Origin of the sequence: Deinococcus sp. YIM 134068 (assembly GCF_036543075.1) — a bacterium.
Taxonomy (GTDB): Bacteria; Deinococcota; Deinococci; order Deinococcales; family Deinococcaceae; genus Deinococcus; species Deinococcus lichenicola.
In genome coordinates, this window is the sequence record NZ_JAZHPF010000004.1 from 228,553 (window position 1) to 253,297 (window position 24,745).

The following is a 24,745-nucleotide window of genomic DNA, read 5'->3' on the forward strand; positions in this document are numbered from 1 at the left end:
GCATAGACGGACGCTCTGCCCTCGCTACCCGCCCAATGCTGGTGCCGCCTCAATGCCCGTCGCGTACAGGTCGCCCCCGCGCGCCTCCAGCCGCACGCGGGGAAGCGGCCCGTTCGCCTTGCCGAAGACGGCCTCCCCGGCTTTCAGGGGGTCGAACACCGCGTAGTGACACGGGCAGCCGAGTTGCGGGTGCCGCTCCCCCTCGGGCGGGCGGTAGTTGTATGCGAAGGCCAGCACCTCCGGGTCACGCACGAGGTTGACCGCGCAGCCGAGATGGGTGCAGACGCGCGAGTAGGCCGCGTAGTACGCGCCGTCCACGCTCAACCCGCCGGAGACGGGGGCAGGTAGCCGCAGCAGGAGGCAGGGCCGCCCGTCGTAGGTGAAGGGACGCTCGGCCCAATCGGTGCCCAGATCGGCGCGGGCGGCGACGCGGACGGCCTCGCTCGGCTGGAACTCCGGCTCGCCTGCCTCCCGCTTGCCGAACGTCACGCGCGAGGCGTACCACCCCATGTACCCGAACGCCCCCAGCGTTCCCGCCACGGGCACCACCCACCAACGTTCCAGGAGGTTGCGGCGACTGAGTTTGACGGGGTTGGGTCTCACGACCCTTCCTTCTGCCAGCGTTCCATTAGATCGAGGAGGGCATTCAACTCGTCGGGCTTGAGGTTCGGGTAGGCGGGCATGGCCCCCTTGCCGTTCACGGTGACGCTCCGCAACGCCCCCCGCGACAGGTTGGAGGCCCGCAGGCTGGGACCGAGGCCGCCCCCGCCGTTCGGACCGTGGCAGCTCGCGCAGTTGGCGGCGTAGATCTTGAGGCCGAGGTCGCCCTCGTTCCGGCGGGCGCGGATGGCCGTGATGAGTTCGTCGGCGTCGCGGCCCTTCGGGTCGAGCGTGCGGTAGCGTTCCAACGCCGCCAGCGCGTCCGCGTCCTGCCCGAAGCGGGCGAGCGCGAACCCGAGCAGGAGTTGCGACTCCGGCTCCCTCGGGGCGAGTTGCGCCGCCGCCTGAATGAGCCGGAACGCCTGCCGCGTGTCCTCGGGCGAGGGGGTCTGGTCGCCGGTCTGGGTGCCCGCCTGGTCGGGCCGCGTGAGGAGCAGGATGCCCAGCCGCCGCAGGGCCTCGGGCTGCCGCGCGTCGAGCCGCAGGGCGCTGGCGTAGGCGGTGACGGCCTGGCTGTACTGGGCGGAGTCGAAGGCCGCCCGGCCCCACGCGAGATACGCGCCCTTGTCGCCCGTCGCCTCCGCCCGCCGCCGCAGCCCCGGCAGGGCGAGGGTGTCGCGCACGTCCTGCGCCTCCGCCGCCCCCAGCGAGGCGAGCTGCCAGCGCGGCACGAGGGTCACGGCCCCGGCCACTGTAACGAGCGCGGCCACGGTGAGGCCAGACAGCGCCAGCGTCCGCGTGCGCCCACTCCGTTCCCTCGGGGGAGGGGCGGGCGGCAGCGCGTCGAGCGCCCGCAGCGTCAGCGCCGCGCGGCGTTCGAGGTCGGGACGGCGCGACTCGTCGCTCAGGCTGGCGAGTTCGGCATACAACCGCTCCCGCTCGGCGGTGAGTCGCCCGCGCTCCGGGGCGTCCGGGTCGGCGGGCACCCCACCCCGCAGTGGTTGAAGGACGAGGACGAGTGCCGCCACGACGATCAGCGCGAACAGAACGAGGCTGAAGATCATGCGCCGTCCCCCGTCCCGTCATCCCGCCGGGTCTCCCGCCGCACCTGCGCGAGGAAGGGGTCGAAGCCCTCGTCGGCCACGGGGGACACCGCGACGGGTGCCGTCTGAGCCGTCACCACAGGCCGCCGCAGGAAGCGCCACAGCGCCGCCCCACCCCCCGCCAGCGCGAGCAGGGGAGCGCCCCACAGCAGCAGGTTGCTCCCTTCCTTCGGCGGGTCCAGCAGCACGAAGTTTCCGTACCGCGCCGCGAAGTAGGCGTACACCTCCCGGTCGCTGCGCCCCGCCGCCACCTGCTCGCGCACGTCCCGCAGCATCTCCCGGCTGATGTCGTTCGTGCTCTCCGTGATGGGCACCCCCGTGCAGATCGGGCAGCGCAGGTTCGTGCCCAGCCGCTCGGCCCGCGTCTCCTGCTCGGGCGTGAGCGCGAGGGAGGCGGACAGCAGAAGGCAGAGGGCGGAAGGCAACAGCCGCCGAAGGGCTGACGGCTGACGGCTGACGGCTGACCGCCTCACAGCCCCTCCACCCCGATCTTCTCCAGCCCCGCGTTCAGCCGCTCCCGGCTCAGGCCGCCCCGGTCCACGTGCCGGATGATGCCCTCCTCGTCGATGAAGACGGTTTCGGGAATGCCCGCCACGCCGTAATTGATGCCCGTGCGGATGCCGGGGTCGCGCAGGGAGGGGTAGGCGAGAGCGTACTCGCGGATGAAGTCGCGGGCGCTTTGCTCCCTCGTCTCCTGAAAGAGGATGCCGACGACCGCGAGACCCTGCCCGGCCCCCTGCCGCTCGCTGAGTTCGCGGAAGAGGGGTGCCTCCTCCCGGCACGGCCCGCACCACGACGCCCAGAAGTTGAGCACGACGGGCCGCCCCCGCAGCGATGCGAGGCTGACCTGCGCGCCGTCCAGACTCTCCAGCGTGAACGTCGGGGCCGCCTTGCCCACGAGCGGCCCGCCGTCCGTGGCATTCCGCGCCGGACTCAGCAGCGCCGCGCCCAGCACCGCCACCAGTGCGGCGGCCAGCAGGGGCGGCAGCAGACGACGCCACAGCGGGGCGGGTGCCTTTGATTTGGAGTTGTTGACCAGCTCTGTCATGGGTTCGTTCCTTGTGAGAAGGAGTTAGGCGTTAGGCGTCAGGGCTTTCGCTCCTCCCCCCTTGTGGGGAGGCTGGGACTCGCAGAGCTGCGAAGCAGAGGGGGGAACCGAAGCGACCGAGCCGCGCCCCTCACCTCCCAACTCCCCCTAATCCGTCGCCGCCGCCGCCCGCGTCACGGGCACCCGCACCGCCGCGCGCCGGGGCGTCACGAGCGTCAGGCCCGCGCCCAGCACCACGACGAGCGTGCCCCACCAAATCCACGAGATGAGCGGACTCTCGATCAGACGCACGCTCGCCCAGCGTCCCTGCGGGTCGAAGGCGGTGACGACGAGGTAGGTGTCGCCCAGCAGGCCGTAGCGCACGGCGGGCGCGGCGAAGGCCGTCTCCCCGCCCTGAATGAAAGTGTTCAACCGCGCCTCGAAGGGCCGACCGTCGATCAGCACGCGGGCGACCTGGGACGCGCCATCGGTCCGGCGCTCCACGCCGACGCTCCGCAGCGCCAGCGTCTCGTTGAGGAGTCGGGAGGGAGCCGCGCCGACATTTAGCGTCGCCTGCGCGTCCTGCCGGTATGCGCCCGAGAACGCGATGCCCAGCGCCATCACGACGAGGCCGACGTGGGCGAGGTAAGCGCCGTACCGCCGGGGCTGCTCACGCACGAGGCCAGCGAAGCCGCCGCCCCGCTGCCGCAGCGCCCGCAGGGTCAGCAATCCCAGCCCGACGAGGTTGTACGCCGAGAGCGCAATTGTCCCCAGCACGCCAGGGCTACGTACGCCGAGCACGAAGGCGAGGAGACCCGCGCTCAGTCCGGCGAGCAGCAGGGGCCGCAACGCCTGCCACAGCTTCTCCCCCTCGGCCCGCCGCCACGGGAGGAGCGGCCCCACGCCCATCAGCAGCATGAGGCCCAGCCCCAGCGGAATGGCGAAGGCGTTGTAGAAGGCCGGTCCCACGGAAGCGTCCCGCCGTCCCTGCACCGCCTCGACAAGGGTGGGGAAGAGGGTGCCGACGAGCACCATCACCGCGAAGACGAGGAAGAGCCAGTTGCCCGCCAGGAACGCGCCCTCGCGGCTGACCGGGGCGGGGGCGTCCGCCTCGTCGCGCAGGTGGGGCGCACGCCACGCCGCCAGCCCGATGCCCGCCACGAGCAGGAAGGCGAGGAAGCCCAGAAAGACCGGCCCCACCGGACCCCCTGCGAAGGCGTGGACGCTCTGCACGATGCCGCTTCGGTTGAGGAAGGTCCCCAGCACCGTCGAGGCGTAGGCCAGCACGATCAACCACACGTTCCACGCGCGCATCAGCCCGCGCCGCTCCTGAATCTGAACCGAGTGCAGGAACGCCGTGGCGAGCAGCCAGGGGATGAGGGAGGCGTTCTCCACCGGGTCCCAGGCCCAGTAGCCGCCCCAGCCCAGCGTCTCGTAGCTCCACCACCCGCCCGCGACGATGGCGGCGGTGAGAAAGGCCCACGCCGTCAGCGTCCAGCGCCGGGTGGCGACGACCCAGTGGTCCGACAGCCGCCCCGTGATGAGCGCGGCGACCGCGTAGGCGAAGGGCACGGCCAGTCCCACGAAGCCCAGGTACAGCAGGACGGGGTGAATCGCCATCATCCAGTGGTTTTGCAGGGCGGGGTTGGGGCCGCGTCCGTCTGCTGGAATCTGTGCGACCGGCGTGAACGGGCTGGCGACCGAGGCGCACACGCCCACGAAGAAGAGCAGGCTGACGAACATCGCGCCGAGCGCCCAGGGCCGCAGGGCGTCGCGCCGCAGGGTCAGGCTCAGCACGAAGGCGAAGCCCGCGAGCAGCCACGCCCACAGCAGGATGGACCCCTCCAGCGCCCCCCACAGGCTCGTCACCTTGACCCAGGTGGGTGAGGCGCGCATGGAGTGTTCGGCCACGTACCGCACCGAGAAGTCGTCGCCCAGCAGCGCCGCCATCAGCGTCAGCGTCGCCAGGCTCACGAGCGCGAAGACCGCCCACACCGCCCGCCGCGCCGCCTCGGTCGCCCGCGTGTCGGCCCGCAGCCCGCCCACGACGGCAAGCCACGTCCCGCCCAGCGTGAAGGCGAGGGCCGCCAGCAGCGCCAGTTGGCCCAGCGCGCCCAGGGCGCTCGATTGGAAGGAGATCAGATTCAGCATGGATGGCGAGTCCTCACTCGCTCTGCCTCAGCAGGTCCTTCAACTCCGCCTGCGTCTGGGGCACGTTGTACTCCTCGGAGTGCTTCACCACGAGTTCGGAGGCGTGGAAGGTATTGCCCTGAAACTCCCCGCGCACCACGACGCCCTGGTTCTCCTTGAACAGATCGCTCACCGCGCCCGTGTACTGCACCGGGAAGCTCGCGCCGCCGTCCGTCACGTCGAAGCGGAGGTCGAGCGTCTGCGGGTCGTACCGCACCGCCCGCACGAGGCCACCCATGCGGAGGGGTCGGCCCTCCAGCTCCGCGCGCTGCTGCACGTACTCCGTGGGCGTGACGAAGTATTCGAGGCTCCGGCCCAGATTTCCGAAGGCGATGAAGCCCGTCAGTCCGACGAGGGCGAGGACGCCGAGGACGGTAGGGAGTGGACTGCGCTTGCGCCGCCTCGCTTGCGGCAGGGGAGAGGGAGCGGTCAACGTGACCCCTCCTCGCGGTTGCCACGCAGCCGTAGCCACATCCAACCGAGGTAGGCGGCGAGGAGCACGAAGGTCACGACGTAGACGACGATCACGTAGGCGGCGTACTTATCCACGGGCCACCTCCATTCCGGCGAGGTCGCCCATCAGCTCGCGCTCCTCGCGTTCCTCCTCGCGGGCGGCGAGGGTGGCCCGCACGCGCAGGAGGTACAGGTACAGCAGCGTGAAGGCGGCGGTCGCCACGAGCAGCACCCAGCCGTAGACGGGCGCGGCGTCGAAGCGAATCTTGCCGAGCAGCTTCAGCGTCTGCGTCTGGTGAACGCCCCGCCACCACTCCACCGCCATGTAGTTGATCGGCACGTACAGGGTGCCCACCAGCCCGACCACCGCCGCCACACGCGCCCGGCGGTCGGGGTCGTCGATCAGGGTGCGGATGAGCAGATAGCCCCCGTACACGACGAGGCTCAGGGCGGTGGTCGTCAGGCGCGCGTCCCACACCCAGTACACGCCCCAGGTCGGCTTGGCCCACAGCATCCCGCCCACGATGGTCGCCACCGTGAACAGCACGCCGATCTCCGCACTCGCCAGCGCCAGCCGGTCGAAGCGCCGCTGCCGGGTCACGAGGTACAGCAGCCCGAACAGGCCCGTGCCCCCGTAGGCGAGGTAGCTCAGCCACGCGGTCGGCACGTGGACGAACATCAGCCGCACGAGCGACCCCTGGTTCACGTCCAGCGGTGCGCTCAGCCCCAGCGCCACCGCCACCCCCAGGGCGAGCAGGGTTGCCGCGCCCAGCCCCGTCGTGAGTCGATCTTGTCTCATGTCGCTCCCTATTCTGAACCGCGCTCCGGTGAGTCACCGTGACCCGTGGGCGCAGCCTGCTCTCGTGGGCATAGAATCGCGTCCTGGCGCGTGTGGGGCAAGTGCGAGTGTCCCCCCAGGCGGGGGCGGAGGGGCGGCCCGAACCCTCTGCCGGATGAGGTACGGTGAGCGTCCAACGCACCCTGCCCACCCACTCCCGGCCCCCGGAGGTCCCCCTGTGAAGCCTGCCCGCGCCCTGCTCCTGACTGCCGCCGCCCTTGCCCTCGCCGCCCTGGTCGCCGCCTGTTCGCCCTCGGCGTCCGCGCCCGCCGTGCCCGCTCCCCTGCCCGACCCGGCCACGTACCAGCCCGTCGATGCGCCCGTCTCCGTCCCCGACGTGGGCGAGGTGGGCCGCTGGATGATCACCAAAGACCTCGTGCCCGCGACCTGGCTCGGGGAGAAGGTTGGGGGCCGCACCCTGCGCGAGCCGATCAACGTGCTCCTGATCGACCGCGCCGCCCGTACCCCGGAGGAAGCGACGGCCCGCCTCCTCGCCGCGATGACCGCCGCCGGGTACGGGCCGAAGGGGAGGCACTCCACCGGGTATCACGGGGAGATAGGGGGTCGCCTCTACTCCATGCTGCCCACCGGGCAGGGCGAGGCGTTCAGCGACGACCCCTTCTACGTGCCCAACAACCACGGGCGCGTCTTCGGCCCGGTGCCGCTGGAGCGGGGCTATGCCTTCACCGGGGCCTTCAGCCTGGAGGGCATCCGCCTCCTGCCCCGGCCCGGCCACCCCTACCGCTCCTTCCAGGTGTCGCGCGAGGATTTGGCGAACGAGTTGAATGCCAAGACCCCCTTCAAACACGCCGGGTACGTGGACATGGGTTCGCGGCTGGACACGCCGAGCGAGACGACCGGGGACCACGACGGGCGGGCGGTGCTGCTGGTGGCGGCGGAATAGGGGAGGGTATGCGTCTGGCGGCGATCTACGACATCCACGGCAATCTTCCCGCGCTGGAGGCCGTCTTCGAGGACATCGCGCGGGCGGACGTGGATGAGGTCGTGGTCGGGGGCGATGTCGTCGCCGGACCCATGCCGCGTGAGACGCTGGCGTTCCTGCTGAATGCTCCCGTCCCGGTGCGGTTCATCCGGGGCAACGCAGACCGTGAGGTTGTGTCCCAGATGCAGGGCGGGGACGTGGGTGCGGTCCCGGAACACGTTCGGGCGATCACCCGCTGGGTCGCCCGGCAGCTCCAGCCCGAGCATCTTCGGCTCCTGTCGAGTTGGCCCGCCACCCTCTCCCGGTCGGTGGACGGTCTGGGCGAGGTGCTGTTCTGCCACGCCACCCCGAGGAGCGACACGGACGTTTTCACCAGGTTGACCCCGGAGGCCCACCTCGACACCGCGTTTCAGAACCTCCGCGCCGGGCTTGTCGTCTGCGGCCATACCCATATGCAGTTCGACCGAAGGGTGGGACACACACGGGTCGTCAATGCCGGGAGCGTGGGGATGCCCTACGGGGAACCGGGAGCCTCCTGGGTGCTGCTCGGTCCGGGTGTGGAGTTCAGGCGCACGGACTACGACCTCCTCCGGGCCGCCGCACGCATTCGCCGGACGGGCTACCCGGAGGCGGGAGCGTTCGCCGACCGGAATGTGGTGCTCCCCCCAACGGAGGCGGAGGCCCTCGAAGTGTTCACGCGGATGGAGCGGGGGCAGGGACGCTCCTCGTAGGGAGACGGCGGCGCGATGCTCAGGTGTAGATCAGGCACCCCCGCTCCTCCAGTTGCCGGAAGGCGGGGGGCAGGGAGGAGAGGCGATTCCAACGCAGGTCCAGCTTTTCTAGGTGGGGGAGGAAGGCCAGCCCCTCCGGCAGCGCGGTCAGTGAGTTCGCCCGCAGATCGAGGAAGCGCAGGTTTGTCAGGTCGGCCAGGGACGCGGGCAGCTCCGTCAGGTCGTTGAAGCGGAGGTCCAGTTCGGTGAGTGCGGTTAGCTTGCATATCTCTGCTGGGAGCGTCGTGAGAGCGTTGTCTTGCAGGTTCAGCTTGCTCAGGCGGGCACAGTTCCCCAATTCCGGCGGCAGGTGGGTCAGACGATTCTTCATGACGTGGAGTTCGCGCAACTCGGTCAGCCCTCCCAGCGAGCCGGGTAGGGACGTGAGGGCATTGTTGTACGCGCGGAGTTCGACCAACCCCGTCAGGTCGCCCAGCCACTCCGGCAATTTTGTGAGGGCATTGTCCGTGACGTTGAGGTAGGCCAGCGAGCGCAGGTGCCGCAGCGACTCGGGCAACTCGGTCAAACGGTTGTTGCTTACGTAGAGGAACCGCAGGGAGGGCAGACGGTTAAACACGTCCGGCAAAGCATCCAGACCGTTGTGGCCGAGGTCGAGCATCTCCAACTCGGTCAGGCGGCCCAGGCCCGACGAGAGTTCCGTCAGACGGTTGGCCGAGAGGTTCAGGGTGGTCAGCCGGGTCAGGTCCCACACCCATTCCGGCACCGTCGTCAATTCGTTGTCGTACACGCTCAGGACCCGCGCGTTGGTGCAGCGCCGCAGGGGGTCGGGCATGGCCGAGAGGCGGCAGCCGTTCAGGTTGAGATGGTTGGGCGACGCCTGCGAGTCTCGTTCAAGGAGGGCCAGCAACTCGTGACCGCGCGCTCCGGTGGTGTGCTGATGGTTCATGAACCACTGTACCCACCGACTCTCTACCCCTCCACCGCATAAGGAAACAGCAGCGTCGCCAGAATGACCGTCCCCAGGTCGAACGCCACGAGGAAGACCACCCAGCTCGTCACCTCCGGCGTCCACCCGCCCGTGAGCAGGAGGGAGGTTCCCTTGACCGAGGCGATCACCACGGGCACGAGGATGGGGAAGGCGAGCGCGGGCAGCAGCGCCTCACGCGCCCGCAGGTTGACGGTGATGGCGCTGTAGAAGGTCGTCCCCGCCGCGAAGCCCACCACGCCGAGCAGGGTCAGCAGCGTCAGGGCCGCCCACGGCACCGCCCGCCCCGCGCCCGCCGCCCCGAACAGCACCAGCCCCGCCGGAAGGGTGAACGCCGCGACGAGCAGCAGCGGCCCCAGCACGCCGAGGAGCTTGCCCACGTACAACGCCCCGTGTGCCCCCGGATACAGGAGAAGCTGCTCCAGCGCCCCTGCCTCCTGCTCCTGCGCGAAGGCCCGCCCCGCCCCCACCGCCGCCGCGAGCGCGAGCGCCGTCCACACCGCCCCCGCCGCCACTTCCGCCGCCTGACCGGGTGTGCGCGCCGCCCCGTCCCCCCCCAGCGCCAGCCCCAGCACGAGGAGGACCAGCCCCGCGAAAAAGGCGGTCGCCAGCAGCGTGTCCCGCGTGCGCCCGGCCACGCGGAGGTCCTTGGCGGCGAGGGTGAGGGCGGACTTCATGGGGCGCACTTCGCGCGCCGTGAGTGGGAAGTGGGGAGTGGTGAGTGGAAAAGAAGGGGGGACCGACCACCACGATCTACTAACCACTGACCACTGACCACTGACCTCAAGCCTCCTCCACCCGCCCCCCCACCAGCCGCACCGCACGGGGAGCCACCCGCCGCGCGAGGTGCGGTTCGTGGGCGGCGATCATCAGCGTCACGCCCCTCCCCGCGAGGTCCCCGAGGAGGTCCAGCGTCAACTCCCGCCCCGCGTCGTCGAGGTTGGCGAAGGGTTCGTCCACCAGCGTGACGGGCCGGGCGAGGAGGTGTGCGCGGGCGAGGGCGAGCCGCTTTCGCATCCCCGCCGAGAGGAAGCGCGTCCGCCGCCCCGCCGCCCGCTTCAGCCCCACGCGCCGCAGCGCCGCCGTCACGTCCCCCGTCTGCCCGTGCATCTTGAGGGCGAACGTCAGGTTCTCCTCGCCCGTCAGGTCGGGGTAGAGGCCGCCGTCCACCGGCATGAGGTGTACGTGGTTGCGCACCGCCCGCCCGTCGCGCAGGTCGAAGCCCAGCACCCGCCCCTCCCCCCGCGTGGGCCGCAGCCCCGACGCGAGCACACGCAGCAGCGTCGTCTTGCCCGCGCCGTTCTCACCCAGCAGCGTGACGCCCTCCCCGGTGGGCACGTCCAGCGTCACGCCGCGCAGGATGACCTCGCGGCCCAGCCGGAGCCAGAGGTCGCGGAGCTGGAGGGCGTGGGGGTGAGGGGTGAGGGGTGAGGGGTGAGTGGACGGGTTGCCAGCCTTCTCCCACTCACCACTTCCCGCCGACCACTGACCTCTTACACCCTCAGCCACGCGGGCGTCACCTCATAGAAAAACGTCGCCAGCCGCGTGAACTGCCCCGTCAGCATCAGCACGCCGACGAGGACGAGGACCGCGCCGCCGACCCGCTCGAACACGCCCGCATAGCGGTTGAGCCGCCGCAGGTTGAGGCGATTCCACAGCAGCGCGGCGAGGAGGAAGGGGAGAGCGAGGCCGAGCGTATACGCCGCGAGGAGGCCCACCCCCGTCCCCAGGCTCGCGCTGCTGGCCGCCAGCCCGAGAATGCTGCCGAGCGCCGGGCCGAGACACGGACTCCACCCGAAGGCGAACGCCGCGCCGAGGGCTACCGGGCCGTATCCCCCCGCCCCCGCCAGCGCCCGCGTGTCGCGCATCAGCACGGGAAGCCGAATCGCGCCCAGCATCACCAGCCCGAAGAAGACGATGAGGACGGCGGCCACCCGCCCGAGCAGAATCTTGTGCGGCGCGAGCAGGGCACCCAGGCTGCTCGCCGTCGCCCCCAGCGCGATGAACACGAGGCCGAAGCCCAGGATGAAACCCAGCGCCCGCGTCAGGGGTGCCCGCGCCCCGCCGATCACGCCGAGGTAACTCGGCACCAGCGGCAGCACGCACGGGCTGAGAAACGAGATCAACCCTGCGAGAAAGGCCACCGTGACAGACGGGGCACCGGGAGAGGCGAACATGCGGCGAGTCTAGCCCAGGGGGAGGGGGAGGGCTGTCCCCGACGAAAGGTGTTGAGAAGCTCCGATGTTGCTTTTTGCTCCTCCCCCTTGAGGACGCTTGATGTGAATTGCGAATCGGGCAGAAGGAGTGTTCTTAGCGTCTGGCAGCAGGACGAGCGGTGCTCGTCACCCCTCTCCCCAGCCCTCTCCCGCAGGGGGAGAGGGAGCAAAAAGCACATCCGGCACGCTTAGTTCCCAATTCACATCAGGCGTCTTGAGGGGGGAGGCCGGGTGGGGGTGAGCGAGCATGGCGTTCGCGACACATCGAGAAGAACCTTCCCTCACCGCCCCAGCCCCAGCTCCCCCGCGAAGTTCCCCTCCCAGGCGTTGAGCACCCGCCCCTCCCGCACGAGCAGCACGGTGGGGTAGGCCCCCACCCGCAGGGCGCGGGCGAAGGCGGTCGCGTCCGGGCCGCGCCACACGTTCACGCCCTTCGGGGCCGGGGCGGCGACCTCCTCCGCGTTCACGGCGCGCACGGGCAGCCCCGCCGCCAGCACCGCGCCCCACAACTCCCCCAGGTCGCCGCAGTCGTGCGAGTACACGACGACGACCTCCCGCTCCGCCGCCGTCCAGGGATGAGGAGGAAGCGGCTCCCCCAACCGCACCCGCGCCCCCGCGTCCGGAATGCCGAGGGCCAGCAGCAGCGTGAGCAGGGGCGCGCGTCTCATGGCCCGCATGATGCCGCCCCCACTCTTTCCGGCGCGTGACAGCGGCGTGAGAAGAGGCCTCCCGCGTGGTGGGGAAGCCTCCTCCTGATGGGTCTTGCTGGCGGCTGGAAGCTGGCCGCTGGCCGCCCCCTCAGCGCGTCTCGTCCGCCGCCTTCGGCTTCGGCGTGCCCTTCTGCGCCTTGACCACCTTCAGCGCCGCCGGGTCCGGCTTCTCGTCGCGCAGGGGCTGGGGGTTGGGGTCGGGGGCGTAGGCGGGCAGCTCCTCCAGGTACACGCGGCGGCGCTCGATGCGCTCGGGGGGCGTGAACTCGGTGGCGAGCCGCCCGGTCGTGCGGTCCACGTTGATGACGGTGGTCTCGGGGTTCTGCGCGGGACGCCAGTTCGCCTCGCGGTAGGGGGTGGCGACCGGGGCGTCGCGCTGGACGGTGGTGTCGGCGGCGTCGCGGTACTCAGGGTCCAGCACCGCGAGCTTCACGTTCGGCAGGTAGCCGGGGTCGGGCGCGGTCTCGTAGAGGATGCCGGGCGGTTCCAGGTACTCGGTCGGCGTCTTGCCCGCGTGCGCGATCTCCATCATCCGCCGCCAGATGGGCGCGTTCACGAGGCCGCTGTAGTAGTTCGTGGGCATCTCGCCGCCCTGCTGCTTGCCGACCCACACCGCGCCCGTGTACAGCGGCGTCGTGCCGATGAACCAGAAGTCCTTCGGGCCGTTGGAGGTGCCCGTCTTGCCCGCCACGGGCCACTCGCCGAACTTCGCGCGCTCGGCCAGCCCGCCCTGCCAGGGCTTGAGGTCGTTCACCACCCCCCGGATCATGTCCAGACCCAGGTAGGCGATCTGCGGTTTCCACACCCGCCTCGGCAGCACGGGGTCGTTCGCCGCGTCGTACAGCACCTCGCCGCGCGCGGTGGTCACGCGAGTCACGTAGCGCGGCGCGCGGTACAGCCCGCCGTTCACGAAGGGCGCGTAGGCGGCGGCCATCTTCACGGGCGTCGTCTCCACCGCCCCCAGCGCCGCCGCCAGCCCGGTCCCGTCGTTGGGTGGCACGCCCAGTTCCCGCAGCTTCCCGAAGAACGTCTGGAGGCCGATGCGGTCGGCGAGCCGCACGGTCACGAGGTTCAGCGAGCGGTCGAGCGCCTCGCGGATCGTCATGTTGCGGAAGGTCGTCGCGCCCTCGAAGTTCTGCGGCTTGTACACGCCGTCCTTGCACCCGGATTCGCAGGGGAAGGACACGGGCTTGTCCTCCTCGCGGTGCGTCTGCGTCAGGCCCGTCGAGAGCGCGGTCGTGTACAGCAGCGGCTTGATGGTCGAGCCGATCTGCCGCTGGCCCTGCGCGGCGTTGTTCCAGTCGTCGGGGGGGGTGTCGCCGCGCAGCTTCTGCCCGATCATGCCGAGGACCTCCGACGTGTAGGGGTCGATGATCGTCGCCCCCAGCGTCGTGCCCGACGGCATCCCGGTCGCCTCGCGGCTGGCGGTCTCCACCGCGTCCTGAAGCTTGGGGTCGAGGGTCGTGTATACCCGCAGCCCGCCCGCCCCGTAGACCTTCTCGCGCCCGAAGCGCCGCAGGAGTTCCTGCTCCACCTGTCCCATGAAGTGCGGCGCGCGGGTGGTCGTCACCGCCTTGAGTTCCTTCGCGGAGGCGTCGAGGAGCTTGGCCCCCTTGAGGTCGCCGTTGGCGGCGTAGGCCACCTTCCACCCGCGCGGCTGCAAGTCCTCGCGCCACGCCGCGTCCGCCTGTGGGCGCGTCACCCAGCCGTCCTCCACCATCCGGTTGAGCAGCACCCGCATCAGGGGACGGACCCGCTCGTAGTCGAAGTAGCGGTTGGGCGTGGGCACGAGGATGGTGAGGTAGGCGCTCTCGGCGAGGGTGAGCTGCTTGGGTGTCTTGCGGAAGTACGCCTGCGCCGCCGAGTAGATGCCGTACAGCTCCACCGGGCCGCCGTCTCCCCAGTAGATCGCGTTGAGGTAGTTCTGGAGGATTTCCTCCTTCGTGAAGGACCGCTCGACCTGCACCGAGAGCATCCACTCCTTGATCTTGCGGTCCGGGGTGCGCGCCTGCTCGTACTCGTCGAACAGCAGGGTGTTCTTGATGAGCTGATTCGTCAGCGTCGAGCCGCCCTGCACGTCCTCGCCCTGCGCGGCCCGTTGCACCTGCCGCCCGATGCCGTAGGGGTCGAGGCCGTAGTGCTCGAAGAAGCGGCGGTCCTCGTTGGCGATCAATGCTGCCGTCATGAAGGGGCTGATCTCGTCGAGGCGGACGAGGGTACGGCTGACCGCCTGCTCGCCGATCTTGGGGACCAGGGTGCCGAGCGGGGTGCCGTCGCGGGCGAACACGCGCGTCTCGGCCCCGAAGGTGAAGGTGTCGAGCGTGCGGTAGTCGGGCAGCTCGCGCGCCCACTTCGAGGCGTAGGTCGCGCCCACACCTGCCGCCGCCACCCCGCCCGCGAGGAGGAGCGAGGTCGTGAGTTTGAGGAATCTCAGGAACACGTCAGGTCTCTCCTACAGCGCGCCCGCGCTTCGGGGGCGGCGGGCCTCGATCAGGCTGCTCAGCCGGGCGCGCAGGCTTTTGCCGCTCAGGGGCTTGTGCAGCAGGTCGTCCGCGCCGACGAGCCGGGCGTGGTCGCGGGTGTGGTCGTCGTCCACGGTGGTCATGAGAAGCACGGGCACGCCGCGCAGACGCTTGATGCGCTTGACGCGCGAGCAGATTTCGAAGCCGTCCATGTGGGGCATCGACACGTCGAGCAGCATCGCGTCGGGCGTGTGGCCCTGCAGGTACTCCAGCGCCGCCCGCCCGTCGGGCACCGCCACGGTGAGGTATCCGTCCGCCGACAGGATGACGTCCAGCATGGTGCGGATGGCCGCTTCGTCGTCCGCGACGAGGATGGTGTACGCCATATCCCGCCCATGATACGGCAGGCGGGGGAGTGGGCGTCTGTGCCCGTTTGCAGGAAAGGGGGGGCAGGAACGGCAAATACCCCCACACGGGGTGGGGGCGGGGGAGAGGGAAGGTCGGCGGTCAGGGAACGAGCTTGAACAGGAACACGTCCTCCGAACCGTTGTTCGTGTCGGACGCGGCGTTGGTGTACCCCGGCAGCATTCCACGGGTGTTGCCTGCCACGAACACCTGTCCGCTGGCGCTTACGGCGAGGCTCTTGGCGAAGGGGTCGGCGTCGAAGTACCCCGTCTTATCCTTCATGCTGCCTGTATTCAGCACCCGCGTCGTGACGAGCGTGCCGTCCGGCGTGTACTTGAGGACGGCGTTCTTGAATTCTCCAGTCGTGCTGGAGGGGTTCGAAGAAAACTGGGCGAGGTACACGTTTCCTGCCGCGTCTAGCCCCAACGGCCCACTTCCTCCAGCCGCGGGGTATTCAAGGCGTGCATCCTGTGACTGCCTCGTCCACAGGAGAGCCCCATCGCTCCCGTACTTCCGAACGACCGTGTCGGTGGAACCGCCCGCTGGTTGCCCCGAGAGCGAGCCCTGAACATATCCGGCGAGGTAGACGTTCCCATTGTGGTCGACTTGGAGACCAGAAAAGGTGTCAGGGAGTATGGAGTAGCCCTTGTATGTGGGAAGGTCGCCGATGACGGTGGCCGTGCCGAATTGCCGCGTCCAGAGCTGAACGCCGGAGGCGCTGAACTTGCTGACGTACTGCACGTTGCCCCCGTCGACCACCGCATTGGGGAAGATTCCCGTGGTCAGCCCGGAGACGTAGATGTTGCCCGACCCGTCCACGCTCAGCAGGCGCGCGTTGTCCACGCCCTCGGTGCCGAACTGCCGCACCCAGACCTCCGTGCCGTCGGGAGCATACTTGCGGATGAAGGCGTCGGTCCTGCCCAAGTTGGCCTGCCCCGGCAGGGTGCCGGACACACTGCCGTGCGCGTAAATGTTTCCTGCGGTATCGACCGTCGCCGTGAGGGTCTGGGTCGCGTCGTTTTTCCCGAGCCGCCGAGTCCAGAGTTCCGTGCCGTCGGGGGCGTACTTACGCACGAACGTGTCTGCGACGAATACAGGGGCCATGTTGCCGTAGGAAGTGTCGACGTAGGTGCCCCCGGTGGTGCCAACCACGTAAACGTTCCCAGCCGCGTCCAGAAAGACCCTGGACGCAGCGTCTGCCTGATCGGTCCCGAACTGCCGGGTCCATACCTCCCTGCCCTGCGTGTCCACCTTGCGGAGGAAGGCGTCCACGTGGCCGCCCGCGCTCTTCTGGCCGGGCAGGACGCCGGTGGTCGTGCCCACGACATAGGCGTTCCCGCTCCCATCCGTGGCCACGTCATACGCGAGGTCGTTGTCGCCGCCACCGAATTGAATGGCATATTCCGTGGGCGTGGAGGTCTGCACCGGCTCGATGACGAGGTAATCCACTACCGCGTTGCGGTCCTTGCCCGGTCCCTCGTACAGATCGTTCAGGAAGCGGAACACCAGCTCCTGCCCTGGCTGGAGGTCGAACGCCCCGAACGAACGCTGGTCATACGTCGCCGTGTCCAGCGTCGTCGTCGCCAGCCGCCGCCACTGGGCGTCCAGCAGCGCCACCGTGGGCCAGCCCTGATACGCCTCCCCGCGCCCACGGGCCTTGACGGTGTAGCGTCCGGCGGGGAGGGAGGAGGGGACGGTGAAGCGCACGGCGTCGTTGGTGCCCCACAGGGCGACGGCGCGGCCCCCGCTGGCGGCGGGGTCGGGGATGACGCGCCCCCCGCCGATGGGGTCGGACACATCTTGCGAGGTGACGCCCGGCTCGATGCTCGCCTCCTCCGCCTCCAGTTGAAAACCCGTTTCGGACATCGAGGGCACCGTCGCCGTCTCGCTGCATCCAACTACGCCCAGACTCAGCGCCAGCAGGAGTCCGACCCTCCGTCTGCCCACCCGTTCACCGCGTTGCTGTTGTTCTCTCATCCTCTTCCCCTCCCGGTGGTCAGCGGCTACGAAGACCTGCCCGGCGCTCCGACACGCCGAGTCTGTCTGTTTTGAACCTGCCTCTACTATGCCGCTTGGGTAGAATATCTCACACACCGCGACCGTCTGCACATCTGTTGCTCAGGCAGGGAGGGGCAAGGGAAAACCCCCCCCGCCGTTCCCAGCGAGGAGGTTGCCGGACGCGCGGACCTAGCTCGCCGCCGGGGTCGCCCGCGCCTCGCGGGCCTCCTGGGCGAGCTGGCGGCGCAGCACCTTGCCCACCGCCGTCTTGGGCAGCTCGGCGCGGAACTCCACGCTGCGGGGCACCTTGTAGGGGCTGAGGTGGAGGCGGCAGTGGGCGATGATCTCGGCCTCGGTCGCCCGCTCGCCGGGCCGCAGGGCCACGACGGCGTGGACGCTCTCGCCCCGGTAAGCGTCGGGCAGGCCCACGGCGGCGGCCTCCAGCACGGCGGGATGGGTGGTCAGCACCTCGTCCACCTCGCGTGGGTAGACGTTGTAGCCCCCGGCGATGATGAGGTCCTTCTTGCGGTCCACGATGCGGAAGTAGCCGTCCCCGTCCACGCGGGCCATGTCGCCCGTCATCAGCCACGTCTGGCCGTGAGCTTCGCGCAGCGTCTTCGCCGTCTCGTCGGGGCGATTCCAGTAGCCCTTCATCACCATCGGCCCGGCCACCCACAGCTCGCCGACCTCCCCGGCGGGCACGGGCTGGCCGTCCTCGCCCACCACGAGGGCGTCCACGCCGGGCATGGGCAGGCCGATGCTGCCCTCGCGCTGGTCGCCGAAGATCGGGTTGGTGTGGGTGATGGGGGCCGCCTCCGTCAGGCCGTAGCCCTCCACGAGGTTCGCGCCGCCCGTCAGTGCCCGGAACTGGCGCGCCGTCTCCAGCAGCAGGGGCGCGGAGCCGCTGATGCACGCGCGGATGGTGGTCAGGTCGTGCTTCGGCGTCTCGGGGTGGTTGTTGATCGCGTTGTAGAGGGTGGGCACGCCGGGGAAGAGGGTGGCCTTGCTCGCCGTGATCTGCGAGAGGACCATCTTCACGTCGCGCGGGTTGGGCACGAGCGCGACCGTCGCCCCGATCAGGACGCTGAGGTTCATCGCCACCGTCATCCCGTACACGTGGAAGAAGGGAATGGCCGCCAGCGTGACCTCCTGCCCCTCGCGCAGGTCGGTCATCCACGCCCGCGCCTGCTCGGCGTTCGCCACGAGGTTGCGGTGGGTGAGCATCGCCCCCTTCGGGACGCCGGTCGTGCCGCCCGTGTATTGAAGCAAAGCCACGTCGTCGGGCCGCAGGGTCACGGGCTGGAGGGTCGGCCCCTTGGCCCGCACGAGCGCGCCGAAGCCGAACACGGTTCCGCCCGCCCGCACGTCCACCCACGTCCCCTCCCGCCGCGCCTTGAGCGGGTAGAGCACGTTCTTGGGAAAGGGCAGCGCGTCCTGGATGCCCGTCACGATCACGCGCTTGACCGGCACCCGCGAGGCGATCTGCTGGTAGCGCGGGTAGAAGGCGTCGAGCAGGATCAGGGTCTCGCTGCCGCTGTCGTTGAGCTGGTGCTCCAGCTCGGAGGCGACGTACAGCGGGCTGGTGTTCACCACCGTCGCGCCCGCCAGGAGCGCCCCGTAGAAGCCCACCACGAACTGCGGGCAGTTGGGCAGCATGATGCTGACGCGCTCGCCGGGCCGCACCCCGAGGTTCTGGAGGGCCGCCGCGAAGCGCCGAGCGTCCTGCCACAGCCGCCGGTAGGTCGTCGTGGCCCCCAGGAAGGTCAGCGCCACCCGGTCGGGGAACCGCTCGGCGCTGCGGCGCAGCAGGTCGGGCAGCACGTCGTTGCTCGGGGTGAAGTCACGTGGCACGCCGGGTTCGTAGTGGTCCAGCCAGGGTCGGTTCATGCCCATCGTCACCCTCCTCGGGGTTTCACGCCTCAGCCGGGGGCCAGGGCGCGCGGGTTGCTTAGAAGTTGGACTCAGTATAAGCACGTGAAGGGCTGTGCGGCTATGCCCCCAGACGGGTTGGATGGGGTGTGGTGGGTACACGAAGTCGGGGGATGGGACTGTCCCACCGTCTGACCGTCTGACCGTTGAACCGTCGAACTGGGGCTTGCCGCGCGAGGGGTACAGTCCGGGTATGACCGCTCATCCCTTCGAGGTCGTCGTTGTCGGCAACGCTGGTCTGGACACCTGCGTGTACGTGGAGGGGGAAGAACTCGACCTGACGCGGGAGGGCCACTTCACCCGGAACCGTGACGGAGTGGGGCAGGCGGGCGGGTACGCGAGCCGGGGCTACGCGCGGCTGGGGCACCGGACCGCCTTCCTGGGGGCAGTGGGGGAGGACGCGGCGGGGGCGCAGGTTCGCGCCGTGCTGGAGCGCGAGGGAGTGGACGTGGGCGCGACCTTTCCCGACCCGCAGGGCACCGCGCGCAGCGTGAACTTCGTCTTCCCGGACGGACGCCGCCGCAACTTCTACGACGGGCGGGGGCACATGACGCTGACGCCCGACCCCGCCGCCTGCCGCCGGGTGCTCGCCGGGGCGCGGCTGGCCCACTTCAACCTCCCGAACTGGGCGCGGCTGGTGCTGCCCGTGGCGCGCGAGGAGGGCGTGGCGATCGCCTGCGACGTGCAGGACGTAAGCGACCCCCTCGACCCCTACCGGCGCGACTTCGTGGAGGCGGCGGACTACCTGTTCTTCTCGGCGGCGCACCAGCCGGACCCGGAACTCCTGATGCGGGCGTACTGGACGCTCAACCCCCGGCTCGTCATGGTAGCGGGAATGGGGCAGCGCGGCTGCGCGCTGGGCGTGAACGGCGAGCTTCGGGTCTTCCCGCCGCCCCCGCTGCCCTGGCCCGTGCTGGACACGAATGGCGCGGGGGACGCGCTGGCGGTCGGCTTCCTGAGCGGGCACGTCTTCGGCGGGCTGTCCCTAGAAGAAGCTGTATGGCGGGGCCAGATTGCCGCGCGCCACACCTGCGCCCAGCGTGTCCCGAAGGAGGACCTCATCACCGCCGGGAGGTTGGGGGAAGTCGCCGCGAGCCTGAACGCGTGCCAGACTGCCCCATGACCCCACCCGACCCGGCCCATCACCGTCCCTATCTGGAAGAGGCCCTGCGGCTGGCGCGCGAGTCCGTGGAGGCGGGGAGCGCCCCGGTCGGGGCCGTGCTCGTGAACGCGGCGGGCGAGATCGTCGCGCGGGGCCGCAACCGGGTGGGCGAGGCGCAGACGCCCGAACACGTCGGGGCCGCCAGCGTCGCCCACGCGGAGATGGACGTGTTCTTCGCAGTCGGCAAGGTGCGGGACGCGGGGACGCTGACCCTCTACACCAGCCTCGAACCGTGCCTGATGTGCGGCGGCGCGAGCGCTCTGCTCGGTGTGGGCCGGGTCGTGTGGGCGACCGACGACCCCTGGGGCGGGTCGGGCCGCCTCATCGCCTGGAGCAGTCACCCCGCCATGCAGGAAACCGAGGTCGTCCCCACCCCCGACCCTGATCTGGAGCGTGAGGGCGCTCGCCTCTTCGCCCCGGAGGCCAAACGCGCCTTTCCAGAGGAAGGCTGGGCGCTGTGGCGCGAGCGGTACCCAGCGGAGACCGAGGGCGTGGAGTGAGCGTTCTCGTCGTCGGCAGTGTGAATGCGGACGTGACGGTGCGGGCGGAGCGGATTCCGGCCCCCGGAGAGACGGTGCTGGGGGAGGAGGCGCGTGTGTCGCCCGGTGGCAAGGGCGCGAATCAGGCGGTGGCCGCCGCCCTCGCCGGGGCGCGCGTGGTCCTGTGCGGCGCGGTCGGGCGGGACGCCTTCCGTGAGGCGGCGTTGCGCGGTTTGACGCGGGCAGGCGTGACCCTCTCTTACCTCCACGACCTCGACGCCCCCACCGGCCTCGCCCTGATCACCGTGGCCCCGAATGGCGAGAACGCGATCACCGTGGCGAGCGGGGCGAACGCGCACGTCACGCCCGCACATCTGCCGCAGGACTGGGAAGGCTTCACCCACCTCCTGCTGCAAGGGGAACTGCCCCCAGAAGTCACCCGCGAGGCCGCCCGCCGCGCCCACGCCGCCGGTCTCACGGTCGTCCTCAACGCCGCGCCCGCCCGCGACCCGGACCCCGACCTCCTCGGCCACACGCACCACCTGGTCGTCAACGAGCACGAACTCGCGGCGCTGACAGGCGGGGTGGAAGTGGAGGCCGATGCGCGCTCCCTTCTCGCGGGTGGACCGCAGGCGGTGACGGTCACGCTCGGCGATCAGGGGAGCGTGACCGTCACGCCGGAGACCATCTTCCGCCTCCCCGCCCACACGGTCACGCCCATGGACACGACGGGAGCGGGCGATACCTTCTGCGGCGTGCTCGTCGCGTGGCTCGCCGATGGTAGCCCCCTGCCAGACGCGCTGCGAGCGGCCAACGTGGCTGCCGCGCTCGCCTGCGCGCGGATGGGAGCGCAGGACGCGATGCCGGAGCTGGAGGAGATTCGGGCGGCTCAGGCTCAGGGGGAGTAAGGGGGAGTTGACGGGGAAGTTAGCTTGGTTGCTCGGCCCGTTCACCCCCACCCGGCCTCCCCCCTCAAGGGGGAGGGGATAAAAGAGCAGGAGCTTTCGCTTTGTTCTCCCTCCTTGTGGGGGAGGGTCGGGGAGGGGGGTGACGAGCAACGCTCGTCCTCATCCCGAACCGGATGCTCTACCCTGCCCCCCATGCGTTATCGCACCTTCGCCGAACCCGACTACGAGGCGCTGCAAGCCCTCGACCTCGCCGCACAGCGCCAGCTCGACCCGCGTTCTGACGCCCTCCCCGACCGCGAGCGCGAGGGCCGCCTGAGCACCAGCCTCCCCGCCCTGAAGTTCTACGAGCGCAGCGAGCATTCCTTCGTGGCGCAGGGCGACTCGGGGGCGCTGGCGGGGGCCATCTTCGCCCAGCATGTGTGGCAGGGGGACCGCCCCATCGTGCTCGTGCGCTCGGTGCTGCTCGCGCCGGAGGCCCCGGCGGGGACGGCGGCGGGGTTGCTGCACGCCACGGTCAAGAGCGCCTACGACACCGCCGTGTACGAGGTCCACTTTCCCGTCACGCCCGCGCTGGAGGCCGCCGCCACCGAGGAGGGCGCGCACGTCAGCGGGCGCTACGCGGTGCGGCACCTGGGCACACGGGCGGAGACGGCCCCCGGAGAGCGGCTGAGCGCGGGCCGGGAGGGAGGCGCATAATGACGGGTATGACGAAGCCCACCCGCATCCTGCTCGGCGTTCGCGGCATGAACCGCGAGGCCGGGGAGCGTGTCGCCGCCCACCTGCTCGCTCTGCCCGGCGTCAGCCGCGCGACCCCCGACGACGGCCAGATCGAGGTTCACTACGACCCCAGCCAGCACACCGTCATGGACCTCGTGCGCGCCGTCCGCACACAGGGCTTCCTGGCGGGGATGCTCTAGCCGCCCGCGCCGTGGCCCTCGGCTATGTCGGCGTCCTCACCGTCCGGGTGGAGATGCCGTGGGTCTCCAACCTCAAGGAAAAACGCGCCCTCGTCCGCCCGGTCGTCGAGCGCCTCAAGGCCCGCTTCCCCCTCACCGTCGCCCGCCTCGATGGCCTGAACGCCCACGACTGGGAGGTCATCGGCGTCGCCACCCTCAGCAACGATTACGGCTGGGTGGAGGAGACCCTGCGGATGGCCGCCGACTTCATCGCCCGCGAGGGGCCGTACCGCATCACCGAGGAGAGCACCCACATCCGCGTCCTCGGCGACGATGAGGACGACGAGGACGACGGGGAGAACTGGTCGGACGAGGAGGAGTGAGCGGGAGGGGCGACGGGCAGACCAGCGCGGCGGCCCGTTGCCTCTTGTTGGGGCCTACGTTTTTCTCCCTCTCCCCTCGTGGAAGAGGGCCGGGGTGAGGGGGCGACGTGACGACTCACCGCGCAAGCTCCCCTTACAAACAAGAGAGCGCCGACCCTTCAGCCGATGCTCCCCCGTTCCTCCCCGCCCTCAATCGTTGTTTTTCGTCAACTGCGTCTTGAGAACGCCGAAGCCCTCGGGCCGTCCCAGTGCGCGCCAGTTCAGCACGCTCTCGCCCTCCAGGCTGGCGACCCGGCCCGCCGAGCAGTCGTAGTTGGCGTTCGTCTTCCGCATGATCGGCCACACGACCGCCGCCGCGCGCCCGGCGATGTCGCGCAGGGGCACCGGCCCGAAGAGGCGTGAATCCTCGCTGCCGCCCGCCGTGCGGTTGTCGCCCATCACGAAGTACTGCCCGCCCGGCACGGTGATCTCCTCCTGGTCGGGCAGCACGCCCGCGCCGCTGGAGGTCGCGCCATTGGCGAGGTCGCTCTGGGTGTCCCAGCAGCCCTGCTGACGCCAGTAGTCGGTCGTCCAGCTCTGGTCCAGCTCCACGCCGTTGATGAATACCTCGCCGCCCGATACACGCACGCGGTCGCCGGGCAGGCCGATCAACCTCTTGATGAGGAAGGGGCGGTAGGTCCACAGCCCGAATGCGCTCTTGTTGAGGTTGGGCACCTGCGCGGCCACCTCGCGCGGCGGCTTGAAGATCAGGATGTCGCCGCGCTGAAAGTCGCCCACCCCCGCCTTGTGCAGCCACGTCTCGTACTTGGGCACGAACACGCGCTCGCGGTCGCGCAGGTTCGGCATCATGCTCACGCCGTCCACGCCCACGAGGGTCGCCACGAATTGCGTGATGACCACCGCGAACACGATGGGTTCGAGAACTTCCTTCCACAGTTTGCCAAGTGGGCCGGATGCGGCCCCTTTCAGTCTGGTCATGCCACTCCCTTGGGTTGTCCCGGCGCAGGATAGCGGACGGCGGGGTGAGGCGCTGAGGTTGGGGGGAGAGGGGCTGACAGGCTGGGGGTGGACGCTCGGGCTTTGCCTTCCTGCTCGTGGTAGATGACCGCCGCGATTGACGGACTCTTTTCCAAGAACGCCCGGCCCGCTCACCCCCTCCCAGCCTCCCCCCTCAAGGGAGAGGAGCAAAAGTACAAGCCCTATGTACTCATTATGTACTCATGTAAGCCGTTTAGGGCTTGGAACGCCGAATCCATCGGCGTATCGGTTTGGAGAACTTCCGGGCATAGTTACACCGAATGTTCGAATTCTCTGTTCATGATGCTGTGAAGCTGAACTTTGACGTTGAGGGCTGTGTTCTAAGTTTTGTCGTCTGGCACGATAAACTCAGGCCCTAAACGGGGTACGTATCCAGCCGCCCGCCCAAATCCCACCTCGCTGACGGCTGACCGCTGACGGCTGATAGCTCCTCAAGCCAGCGCCCGCAGCCGCTCCAGCTCCGCGCGGGCGGCCTCCTCCCCGGCCTGGATGGCCTGCGCGCCCCGGTGGAAGCTGGGGAGGTCCACCCCCTCCACCGCCGGGCGCAGGAGCACGTCGGGGCGGTAGAGGCTCAGCCGCGCGTCGGTGAGCTGGGCCTGCATGATGTCGGCGGCCCGCCGGAGGGCCTGCACGGGGCCGAGGTGCGCCTCCCGCTCCCGCCGCCACAGCCGCCGCCTGCGCTCGGGGAGTTCGAGGAGGCCGGGGGAGGTCACGTCCACCGCCACGACCCGGTGAACGCCGAGGAAGAGCGCGGCGTCCACGGGCACCTGATTGAGCACCCCGCCGTCCGCGAGCAGCATGTCCCCGAAGGGCACCGGGTCGATGGCACCGGGATAGGCGGTGGTCGCCCGCAGCGCCGGGAAGAGGTCGCCGCTCGACAGGTACACCTGCCGCCCGGTGAGCACGTCCGTCGCCGTGACCGCCAGCGGGATCGCCAGTTCCTCGAAGGTCGGGGGGAGGTTGGCCGCCAGCCACGCCTCGAAGGCGCTCGTCCGCAAGAGGCCGCCCCCCAGCCGCCAGTCGAGGAGCCGCCGCCAGGACACTGCCTCCGCCACCCGCGTCAGGTCGTCCGCCGACGCGCCCGCCGCGATGAAGGCCGCGACCAGCCCGCCGATGCTCGTGCCCGCCAGCACCGAGGGGCGCAGCTCCGCCTCCTCCAGCACGCGCCACACCCCGATATGCGCGAGGCCCCGCGCGCCGCCCCCACCGAGCACCAGCCCGAAACCCGCCATGCGGGAATTGTAGGCGGGTCCCCGTCCCCGTCCCGCCCACCTTCCCCCCGCCCACCT

26 protein-coding genes are annotated in these 24,745 nt (G+C 70.2%); 8 read left to right on the top strand and 18 right to left on the bottom strand.

Features of this window, described 5'->3' with window-relative positions:
- Positions 1 to 24: 24 nt before the first annotated feature.
- The 7 genes from V3W47_RS06765 to ccsA form a co-directional block, all read right to left on the bottom strand.
- Entirely contained in the window at positions 25 to 603 is a 579-nt protein-coding gene (locus V3W47_RS06765; RefSeq protein WP_331824423.1) for a Rieske 2Fe-2S domain-containing protein, read from the bottom strand.
- Entirely contained in the window at positions 600 to 1,664 is a 1,065-nt protein-coding gene (locus V3W47_RS06770) for a c-type cytochrome (RefSeq protein WP_331824424.1), read from the bottom strand. Before V3W47_RS06770 ends, V3W47_RS06765 begins: the two co-directional genes overlap by 4 nt.
- Positions 1,661 to 2,176, bottom strand: coding sequence for a cytochrome c-type biogenesis protein (locus V3W47_RS06775; protein WP_331824425.1), 516 nt, complete (start codon positions 2,174 to 2,176; stop codon positions 1,661 to 1,663). The genes V3W47_RS06770 and V3W47_RS06775 overlap by 4 nt, the downstream gene beginning before the upstream one ends.
- Positions 2,173 to 2,751, bottom strand: a complete 579-nt coding sequence (locus tag V3W47_RS06780; protein ID WP_331824426.1) for a TlpA family protein disulfide reductase — start codon at positions 2,749 to 2,751, stop codon at positions 2,173 to 2,175. Before V3W47_RS06780 ends, V3W47_RS06775 begins: the two co-directional genes overlap by 4 nt.
- A gap of 147 nt (positions 2,752 to 2,898) precedes the next feature.
- Positions 2,899 to 4,881: a heme lyase CcmF/NrfE family subunit gene (locus tag V3W47_RS06785; RefSeq protein WP_331824427.1), complete on the bottom strand. Its 1,983-nt coding sequence runs from the start codon at positions 4,879 to 4,881 to the stop codon at positions 2,899 to 2,901.
- Between the two features lie 13 nt (positions 4,882 to 4,894).
- Positions 4,895 to 5,353, bottom strand: coding sequence for a cytochrome c maturation protein CcmE (gene ccmE, locus V3W47_RS06790; RefSeq protein ID WP_331824428.1), 459 nt, complete (start codon positions 5,351 to 5,353; stop codon positions 4,895 to 4,897).
- Between the two features lie 108 nt (positions 5,354 to 5,461).
- Positions 5,462 to 6,172, bottom strand: coding sequence for a cytochrome c biogenesis protein CcsA (gene ccsA, locus V3W47_RS06795; protein WP_331824429.1), 711 nt, complete (start codon positions 6,170 to 6,172; stop codon positions 5,462 to 5,464).
- Positions 6,173 to 6,389: 217 nt separating this feature from the next.
- Here ccsA and V3W47_RS06800 point away from each other — a divergent pair, with 217 nt between their 5' ends.
- Both V3W47_RS06800 and V3W47_RS06805 read left to right on the top strand, forming a co-directional pair.
- Positions 6,390 to 7,115, top strand: a complete 726-nt coding sequence (locus V3W47_RS06800) for a hypothetical protein (RefSeq protein ID WP_331824430.1) — start codon at positions 6,390 to 6,392, stop codon at positions 7,113 to 7,115.
- An 8-nt stretch (positions 7,116 to 7,123) separates the two neighbouring features.
- Positions 7,124 to 7,885 (top strand): metallophosphoesterase family protein, encoded by a 762-nt coding sequence (locus V3W47_RS06805; protein WP_331824431.1) that lies wholly within the window; start codon positions 7,124 to 7,126, stop codon positions 7,883 to 7,885.
- A 19-nt stretch (positions 7,886 to 7,904) separates the two neighbouring features.
- On the opposite strand, the gene V3W47_RS06810 is transcribed toward V3W47_RS06805, so the two are convergent.
- The 9 genes from V3W47_RS06810 to V3W47_RS06850 all read right to left on the bottom strand — a co-directional run bounded on the left by V3W47_RS06810 (position 7,905) and on the right by V3W47_RS06850 (position 18,548).
- On the bottom strand, positions 7,905 to 8,831 hold the full coding sequence (locus tag V3W47_RS06810) for a leucine-rich repeat domain-containing protein (protein WP_331824432.1): 927 nt from the start codon (positions 8,829 to 8,831) through the stop codon (positions 7,905 to 7,907).
- Between the two features lie 23 nt (positions 8,832 to 8,854).
- Positions 8,855 to 9,547, bottom strand: a complete 693-nt coding sequence (locus V3W47_RS06815) for a heme exporter protein CcmB (protein WP_331824433.1) — start codon at positions 9,545 to 9,547, stop codon at positions 8,855 to 8,857.
- A gap of 106 nt (positions 9,548 to 9,653) precedes the next feature.
- Positions 9,654 to 10,379, bottom strand: coding sequence for an ABC transporter ATP-binding protein (locus V3W47_RS06820; RefSeq protein WP_331824434.1), 726 nt, complete (start codon positions 10,377 to 10,379; stop codon positions 9,654 to 9,656).
- The gene (locus V3W47_RS06825) at positions 10,364 to 11,047 is read right to left on the bottom strand and encodes a cytochrome c biogenesis CcdA family protein (RefSeq protein WP_331824435.1); all 684 of its coding nucleotides are present in this window, start codon (positions 11,045 to 11,047) and stop codon (positions 10,364 to 10,366) included. The genes V3W47_RS06820 and V3W47_RS06825 overlap by 16 nt, the downstream gene beginning before the upstream one ends.
- 320 nt (positions 11,048 to 11,367) lie before the next feature.
- Positions 11,368 to 11,763 carry a penicillin-binding protein gene (locus V3W47_RS06830; RefSeq protein ID WP_331824436.1) on the bottom strand — a complete coding sequence of 132 codons (396 nt, stop codon included), beginning with the start codon at positions 11,761 to 11,763 and terminating at the stop codon, positions 11,368 to 11,370.
- A 121-nt stretch (positions 11,764 to 11,884) separates the two neighbouring features.
- Positions 11,885 to 14,236, bottom strand: coding sequence for a transglycosylase domain-containing protein (locus V3W47_RS06835; protein WP_331824437.1), 2,352 nt, complete (start codon positions 14,234 to 14,236; stop codon positions 11,885 to 11,887).
- 12 nt (positions 14,237 to 14,248) lie between these two features.
- On the bottom strand, positions 14,249 to 14,644 hold the full coding sequence (locus V3W47_RS06840) for a response regulator (protein ID WP_331824438.1): 396 nt from the start codon (positions 14,642 to 14,644) through the stop codon (positions 14,249 to 14,251).
- A 121-nt stretch (positions 14,645 to 14,765) separates the two neighbouring features.
- Positions 14,766 to 16,640, bottom strand: coding sequence for an SBBP repeat-containing protein (locus tag V3W47_RS06845; protein ID WP_331824439.1), 1,875 nt, complete (start codon positions 16,638 to 16,640; stop codon positions 14,766 to 14,768).
- Positions 16,641 to 16,850: 210 nt separating this feature from the next.
- Positions 16,851 to 18,548, bottom strand: a complete 1,698-nt coding sequence (locus V3W47_RS06850) for a long-chain-fatty-acid--CoA ligase (RefSeq protein ID WP_331824440.1) — start codon at positions 18,546 to 18,548, stop codon at positions 16,851 to 16,853.
- Positions 18,549 to 18,783: 235 nt separating this feature from the next.
- Between V3W47_RS06850 and V3W47_RS06855 the strand changes: the two genes are divergently transcribed.
- The 6 genes from V3W47_RS06855 (at position 18,784) to V3W47_RS06880 (ending at position 22,418) form a co-directional block, all read left to right on the top strand.
- Positions 18,784 to 19,713: a carbohydrate kinase family protein gene (locus tag V3W47_RS06855; protein ID WP_331824441.1), complete on the top strand. Its 930-nt coding sequence runs from the start codon at positions 18,784 to 18,786 to the stop codon at positions 19,711 to 19,713.
- The gene (locus tag V3W47_RS06860) at positions 19,710 to 20,252 is read left to right on the top strand and encodes a nucleoside deaminase (protein WP_331824442.1); all 543 of its coding nucleotides are present in this window, start codon (positions 19,710 to 19,712) and stop codon (positions 20,250 to 20,252) included. The genes V3W47_RS06855 and V3W47_RS06860 overlap by 4 nt, the downstream gene beginning before the upstream one ends.
- Positions 20,249 to 21,139: a ribokinase gene (locus V3W47_RS06865; RefSeq protein WP_331824444.1), complete on the top strand. Its 891-nt coding sequence runs from the start codon at positions 20,249 to 20,251 to the stop codon at positions 21,137 to 21,139. The genes V3W47_RS06860 and V3W47_RS06865 overlap by 4 nt, the downstream gene beginning before the upstream one ends.
- Before the next feature lie 192 nt (positions 21,140 to 21,331).
- Positions 21,332 to 21,835 (top strand): DUF1999 domain-containing protein, encoded by a 504-nt coding sequence (locus tag V3W47_RS06870; protein ID WP_331824445.1) that lies wholly within the window; start codon positions 21,332 to 21,334, stop codon positions 21,833 to 21,835.
- Positions 21,836 to 21,843: 8 nt separating this feature from the next.
- Entirely contained in the window at positions 21,844 to 22,056 is a 213-nt protein-coding gene (locus V3W47_RS06875) for a heavy-metal-associated domain-containing protein (protein WP_331824446.1), read from the top strand.
- A gap of 11 nt (positions 22,057 to 22,067) precedes the next feature.
- The gene (locus V3W47_RS06880; protein ID WP_331824447.1) at positions 22,068 to 22,418 is read left to right on the top strand and encodes a DUF503 domain-containing protein; all 351 of its coding nucleotides are present in this window, start codon (positions 22,068 to 22,070) and stop codon (positions 22,416 to 22,418) included.
- Positions 22,419 to 22,607: 189 nt separating this feature from the next.
- Here V3W47_RS06880 and lepB read toward each other — a convergent pair whose 3' ends face one another.
- Together lepB and V3W47_RS06890 are read right to left on the bottom strand one after the other, a co-directional pair.
- On the bottom strand, positions 22,608 to 23,396 hold the full coding sequence (gene lepB, locus V3W47_RS06885) for a signal peptidase I (protein WP_331824448.1): 789 nt from the start codon (positions 23,394 to 23,396) through the stop codon (positions 22,608 to 22,610).
- A gap of 491 nt (positions 23,397 to 23,887) precedes the next feature.
- Positions 23,888 to 24,688, bottom strand: a complete 801-nt coding sequence (locus V3W47_RS06890) for a patatin-like phospholipase family protein (RefSeq protein ID WP_331824449.1) — start codon at positions 24,686 to 24,688, stop codon at positions 23,888 to 23,890.
- Positions 24,689 to 24,745: the final 57 nt, after the last annotated feature.

What these genes read in the sequence shown, in the direction of transcription:
- V3W47_RS06770 (WP_331824424.1), bottom strand. Translation starts at nt 1,664, where the DNA reads ATGATCTTCAGCCTCGTTCTGTTCGCGCTGATCGTCGTGGCGGCACTC.
- V3W47_RS06780 (WP_331824426.1), bottom strand. Translation starts at nt 2,751, where the DNA reads ATGACAGAGCTGGTCAACAACTCCAAATCAAAGGCACCCGCCCCGCTG.
- V3W47_RS06785 (WP_331824427.1), bottom strand. Translation starts at nt 4,881, where the DNA reads ATGCTGAATCTGATCTCCTTCCAATCGAGCGCCCTGGGCGCGCTGGGC.
- ccsA (WP_331824429.1), bottom strand. Translation starts at nt 6,172, where the DNA reads ATGAGACAAGATCGACTCACGACGGGGCTGGGCGCGGCAACCCTGCTC.
- V3W47_RS06805 (WP_331824431.1), top strand. Translation starts at nt 7,124, where the DNA reads ATGCGTCTGGCGGCGATCTACGACATCCACGGCAATCTTCCCGCGCTG.
- V3W47_RS06810 (WP_331824432.1), bottom strand. Translation starts at nt 8,831, where the DNA reads ATGAACCATCAGCACACCACCGGAGCGCGCGGTCACGAGTTGCTGGCC.
- V3W47_RS06815 (WP_331824433.1), bottom strand. Translation starts at nt 9,547, where the DNA reads ATGAAGTCCGCCCTCACCCTCGCCGCCAAGGACCTCCGCGTGGCCGGG.
- V3W47_RS06825 (WP_331824435.1), bottom strand. Translation starts at nt 11,047, where the DNA reads ATGTTCGCCTCTCCCGGTGCCCCGTCTGTCACGGTGGCCTTTCTCGCA.
- V3W47_RS06830 (WP_331824436.1), bottom strand. Translation starts at nt 11,763, where the DNA reads ATGCGGGCCATGAGACGCGCGCCCCTGCTCACGCTGCTGCTGGCCCTC.
- V3W47_RS06840 (WP_331824438.1), bottom strand. Translation starts at nt 14,644, where the DNA reads ATGGCGTACACCATCCTCGTCGCGGACGACGAAGCGGCCATCCGCACC.
- V3W47_RS06845 (WP_331824439.1), bottom strand. Translation starts at nt 16,640, where the DNA reads ATGAGAGAACAACAGCAACGCGGTGAACGGGTGGGCAGACGGAGGGTC.
- V3W47_RS06850 (WP_331824440.1), bottom strand. Translation starts at nt 18,548, where the DNA reads ATGAACCGACCCTGGCTGGACCACTACGAACCCGGCGTGCCACGTGAC.
- V3W47_RS06855 (WP_331824441.1), top strand. Translation starts at nt 18,784, where the DNA reads ATGACCGCTCATCCCTTCGAGGTCGTCGTTGTCGGCAACGCTGGTCTG.
- V3W47_RS06860 (WP_331824442.1), top strand. Translation starts at nt 19,710, where the DNA reads ATGACCCCACCCGACCCGGCCCATCACCGTCCCTATCTGGAAGAGGCC.
- V3W47_RS06870 (WP_331824445.1), top strand. Translation starts at nt 21,332, where the DNA reads ATGCGTTATCGCACCTTCGCCGAACCCGACTACGAGGCGCTGCAAGCC.
- V3W47_RS06875 (WP_331824446.1), top strand. Translation starts at nt 21,844, where the DNA reads ATGACGAAGCCCACCCGCATCCTGCTCGGCGTTCGCGGCATGAACCGC.
- lepB (WP_331824448.1), bottom strand. Translation starts at nt 23,396, where the DNA reads ATGACCAGACTGAAAGGGGCCGCATCCGGCCCACTTGGCAAACTGTGG.
- V3W47_RS06890 (WP_331824449.1), bottom strand. Translation starts at nt 24,688, where the DNA reads ATGGCGGGTTTCGGGCTGGTGCTCGGTGGGGGCGGCGCGCGGGGCCTC.